This is a genomic window from Candidatus Electronema sp. TJ, from assembly GCF_048287355.1.
Lineage (GTDB): Bacteria > Desulfobacterota > Desulfobulbia > Desulfobulbales > Desulfobulbaceae > Electronema.
In genome coordinates, this window is the sequence record NZ_JBLWEP010000180.1 from 1 (window position 1) to 3,279 (window position 3,279).

At 60.3% G+C, this 3,279-nt stretch carries 5 protein-coding genes; 1 reads left to right on the plus strand and 4 read right to left on the minus strand.

Translation table 11 applies throughout. The features are described from left to right. Nucleotides 1–86 precede the first annotated feature (86 nt). The 4 genes from ACNKID_RS10820 to ACNKID_RS10835 are packed head-to-tail and all read right to left on the minus strand — an operon-like array spanning nt 87 to nt 2,787. Nucleotides 87–770: an aromatic aminobenezylarsenical efflux permease ArsG family transporter gene (locus ACNKID_RS10820; protein ID WP_417913444.1), complete on the minus strand. Its 684-nt coding sequence runs from the start codon at nt 768–770 to the stop codon at nt 87–89. Next, nucleotides 767–1,222 carry a nitrophenyl compound nitroreductase subunit ArsF family protein gene (locus tag ACNKID_RS10825; RefSeq protein ID WP_417913445.1) on the minus strand — a complete coding sequence of 152 codons (456 nt, stop codon included), beginning with the start codon at nt 1,220–1,222 and terminating at the stop codon, nt 767–769. Before ACNKID_RS10825 ends, ACNKID_RS10820 begins: the two co-directional genes overlap by 4 nt. Next, nucleotides 1,219–1,464, minus strand: a complete 246-nt coding sequence (locus tag ACNKID_RS10830; RefSeq protein WP_417913446.1) for a thioredoxin family protein — start codon at nt 1,462–1,464, stop codon at nt 1,219–1,221. The genes ACNKID_RS10825 and ACNKID_RS10830 overlap by 4 nt, the downstream gene beginning before the upstream one ends. A gap of 21 nt (nt 1,465–1,485) precedes the next feature. Next, on the minus strand, nt 1,486–2,787 hold the full coding sequence (locus ACNKID_RS10835) for a permease (RefSeq protein ID WP_417913447.1): 1,302 nt from the start codon (nt 2,785–2,787) through the stop codon (nt 1,486–1,488). 263 nt (nt 2,788–3,050) lie between these two features. Between ACNKID_RS10835 and ACNKID_RS10840 the strand changes: the two genes are divergently transcribed. Next, on the plus strand, nt 3,051–3,279 hold a 229-nt coding region (locus ACNKID_RS10840), incomplete at its 3' end, for a transposase-like zinc-binding domain-containing protein (protein WP_417912483.1).

Below are 3,279 nucleotides of genomic sequence, written 5' to 3' on the forward strand. Positions count from 1 at the left end.
GCCTCATTGCCAGCGAGGAATGAGGCATTCCTTGCGGCCTCTGTTGCGCTTTCGGCAAGAAAAGGGCGGCATGGAGTTCCGATCATTCACAAGAAATACACCGCGCAGTAATAGCCACCCACCAAGAGGAATAGCAGGCCGGTCAGCCGCCGCGCCCAGCGTTCAAAGATGGTGATGCGGTTGAAGGCTTGGGCGACCTTGTTGGTGGCAAAGGCCAGCATCAGGGCAAAGAGCAGCACCGGCAGGCCGGTGGCCAGCCCGTAGATGCCGGGAATGAGCAGGCCCGACTGCTGCTGCACAGCCAAGGGCAGCAGCGAGCCGAAGAACAGGGCTGCTGAGGTCGGGCAAAAGGAGAGGGCGAAAACTATGCCCAGCAGCCCGGCTCCGCCGATGCCCAAGGAGTCCGCCTTGTTTTGCAAGGCTGCGCTCAGGCCGCCTGAACCGACAGGCAAGGGAATCAGCTCCAGCAGAATCAGGCCGACCACGATCAGCACCGGGCCAAGGGCCATGTTCATATGCTTTTGCAGCATCTGCGAGAGCGAGGGCGCGGAGAGCAGGCTGCTGACCAGCAGCACCCCGACCAGCAGATAGGCCAGAGCGCGTCCGGCAGTGTAGAGCAGTCCTGCCTGCAAGACGCTGGCTGGTTTGCCTACCCGCCGCCCCACGTAGGAGATGGCGGCGATGTTGGTGGTCAGCGGGCAAGGGCTGATGGATGTGAGGATGCCGAGCCAGAAGGCTGAGGCCAGCGGCACAAGGATGGACTCAGTCATGAGCCTGTGCCTTGATTGAGGGCGGCGATCTCCGTGCGGAGGTAGTCGCTGAACGCAGGCTCGTCATGCACCAGCTGCCAGACCTTGTCTAATCGCCGCCATCTGGCCTCCTTGCCTTGTTTGATCTGCGAAAGCACCACCGAGCGGACAGCCAGCTCGTAGTCATCAACGAAGTGCTCGTTTTCCGCCTTGTCCACGTTGATAACCTGCAATTCCATCGAGCCGTTCTTGAGCTGCTCGGCAAAGCTCTCCTCCAAGGTCTTCTTGGTCAGGGCTTCGATCTTGTTGCAGGTCTTGCAGCGCAGGTTGCCGTGGAAGTAATAGACCCGCGTTGTATTCTGCTCGACGCGCTGCGCCTGCCCGCTGGCCGGTGCTTCCTCGGCGATTGCCGCGCCGCCGCTGAGAGCGAAGACCGACAGGGCCAAGGCCATGATGCGGATGCTCTTCCTCATTTCCCCGCTCCTCCTGCCAGCACAGCCTTCAGCTCATCCACGGACGAAGCCTTGCCGACCAGCTTCACCATGCCGTCCACGGCCAGAGCAGGCGTGATCATCACCCCGAAGGCGGTGATCTGGTTGATGTCCATCACTTTCTCGATCTGACAGTCAAGCTGAAGGGACTTGGCAGCGGCCTCGGCGTTCTCGGCCAGCTTCCTGCACTTGGGGCAGCCAGTGCCCAGTATTTGGATCTTCATTGTATCTCCCTTGTTTGTTGTTTATCCGAACAGTGCCCCGAAGAGCACTCCGCTGATAGTTGCCATGATGATCACCAAACTGACAAAGACCAGTGTTTTCTTTGTGCCCAGCACAGTGCGGATGACCAACATGCTCGGCAGACTCAGAGCAGGACCAGCCAGCAGCAAGGCCAGCGCAGGCCCCTTGCCCATGCCGCTGCCGATCAACCCTTGCAGGATGGGCACTTCAGTCAGGGTGGCGAAGTACATGAAGGCCCCGGCAAAGGCGGCGAAGAAGTTCGCACCCAGCGAGTTGCCGCCCACCGCGCCAGCTATCCACGCCGAGGGAATCAGCCCCTCCTCCCCTACCCTGCCCAGCAGCAGACCCGCGATGAGCACGCCGAAGAGCAGCAGCGGCAGGATCTGCTTGGCGAAGTCCCAGGAAGAGGCGAACCAGTCGCCGGTCTCGCCCTTGTCTGTGCTGGTGATGACGGACAGGCCGATGCTGCCAGCGGTGAAGGCCAGCAGCGGCTGCTCAGGGAGGAGGACGGCCAGCGCGATGACCGGCAGGGCGGCCAGTGCCGCCTTCCACCAGGCCAGCTTAAACCAGAGCACGAGCATGATGCCCAGCCCAGCGGCGCAGCAGGAAGTCACCAGCCACTTGGCATTATAGATGTCTGCCCAGAGGCCCGCGCTCTGCTCCGGCCTGCCCCAGTTGGCAAAGACCAGAATGCCGACCATTGCGGCGAAATAGAGCGCGGTCTGCCAGAGCGGACGGCCCGCCTCCTCTGCGGGCAGGGCCATACGCGCCGCAGCTTTGGCGGCCTCTTCCTTGCGGAAGATCAGGGCCATCAGCAGGCCGATGACCACGCTGAAACCGATTGCCCCGACTGCGCGGGCTATGCCCAGTTCCAAGCCCAGCACCCGCGCTGTGAGGACGATGGACAGCACGTTGATGGCCGGGCCGGAGTAGAGGAAGGCTGATGCTGGCCCCAAGCCTGCGCCCATGCGGTAGATGCCCGCGAAGAGCGGCAGCACGGTGCACGAGCAGACCGCAAGTATGGTGCCGGAGACCGAGGCCACGCCGTAGGCGAGCAGCGGGTTCGCCCCTGCGCCAAGATACTTCATCACCGAGGCCTGGCTGACAAAGACACCGATCGCCCCGGCGATGAAGAAGGCGGGGATCAGGCAGAGCAGCACATGCTCGCGGGCATACCACCTGCTCAGGTGCAGGGCCTCCAGCACCGCGTGATCAAAGCGTTCCCAGCCGACCGGGAGATAAAAGAAGAGCAGGAAAAGCCCCGCTATCCATGCCAGCTTCTTCCATTCAGTGAGCCATTCCATGATGTTGTTATCAGCCTCCAAAGAAGAACAAATTTTGAATTATTTCAAATCGAACATTGCCTCAAAAACAGCTGCCGTGTCAAGAGGAAGATTTGCGGGGCGGATATGGTGGAAGGTGTGCTGCGCAGGAGGGAAAGGTCGCAGGGGCATTTTTCGCGAAACGCCCCTACAGGATGTGGGTGGTGGTCAAATGGCAAGTGATGAGTTAGTATAGGGTGATGATACAAGAAATCATCACCCACCGATGTCGCTGTTGTGACAGCGTGAACATCGTGAAAAACGGACATAACGCTCAAGGGCAGCAGCAGTATTGGTGTAAAGACTGCAATAAACGTGCGGTGCTGCATCTTTGCCCGCGCTGGAGCGAAGAGAAGAAGGAAGAGATAATCGGCGCTTATCATGAACGTCCCAGCATGAGAGGCATTTCCCGCATGTTTGGTGTCAGCCGGCAGACACTTGCTTCTTGGCTCAAAAAAAAGACGCGGCAAATCC

What these genes read in the sequence shown, in the direction of transcription:
- ACNKID_RS10820 (WP_417913444.1), bottom strand. Translation starts at nt 770, where the DNA reads ATGACTGAGTCCATCCTTGTGCCGCTGGCCTCAGCCTTCTGGCTCGGC.
- ACNKID_RS10825 (WP_417913445.1), bottom strand. Translation starts at nt 1,222, where the DNA reads ATGAGGAAGAGCATCCGCATCATGGCCTTGGCCCTGTCGGTCTTCGCT.
- ACNKID_RS10830 (WP_417913446.1), bottom strand. Translation starts at nt 1,464, where the DNA reads ATGAAGATCCAAATACTGGGCACTGGCTGCCCCAAGTGCAGGAAGCTG.
- ACNKID_RS10835 (WP_417913447.1), bottom strand. Translation starts at nt 2,787, where the DNA reads ATGGAATGGCTCACTGAATGGAAGAAGCTGGCATGGATAGCGGGGCTT.